This is a genomic window from Cyanobacteriota bacterium (assembly GCA_025054735.1).
GTDB lineage: Bacteria > Cyanobacteriota > Cyanobacteriia > SKYG9 > SKYG9 > SKYG9.
In genome coordinates this window covers 1-607 of record JANWZG010000707.1, presented here as the reverse complement: position 1 = coordinate 607, position 607 = coordinate 1, and the positions used below count along the sequence as shown (strand labels likewise).

At 55.8% G+C, this 607-nt stretch carries 1 protein-coding gene; it reads right to left on the bottom strand.

The features are described 5' to 3' along the window. The coding region (locus NZ772_19470) for a HEAT repeat domain-containing protein (GenBank protein MCS6815734.1) at positions 1-607 on the bottom strand (607 nt) is incomplete at both ends.

Below are 607 nucleotides of genomic sequence, written 5' to 3'. Positions count from 1 at the left end.
GATTTGGCCTAGGGCCTCTGCTGCTCTCCAACGCACGAAACAGTCTGAATCTTCCATTACTTTGAGTAAGCCTGGAATGGCTTGTTCACTACCAATTTGGCCTAAGGCTGCCGCTGCATTCCAACGCACGGTACGGTCTGAGTGTTCTAGCGCCTTGAGTAAGGCTGGGATCGCCTGCTCACTGCCGATGTTGCCTAAGGCATCCGCTGCGCTCCCACGCACGGATTCGTCTGAATCTGCCAGCGCCTTGAGTAAGGCTGGAATCACCTCCTCACTGCCGATGTTGCCTAAGGCATCCGCTGCGCTCCTACGCACGGATGCGTCTGAATCTGCCAGCGCCTTGAGTAAGGCTGGGATCGCCTGCTCACTGCCGATGTTGCCTAAGGCTGCCGCTGCATTCCTACGCACAGAAGCGTCCGAATCTGCTAGCGCCTTGATTATGGCTGGAATCACCGCTTCAGAATTGCTGTCAGCTAATAACTGCATACGTAACCAAGGTGGTAGCTTATCCCTAGGCTGCTGGAGAATTAGACCTACTGTGCTGGCTTGAAATTCTGGTCTCACCTCCCCGGCCAGGCGTGCCCCCAGCCCTAGATCCACTTCGTCC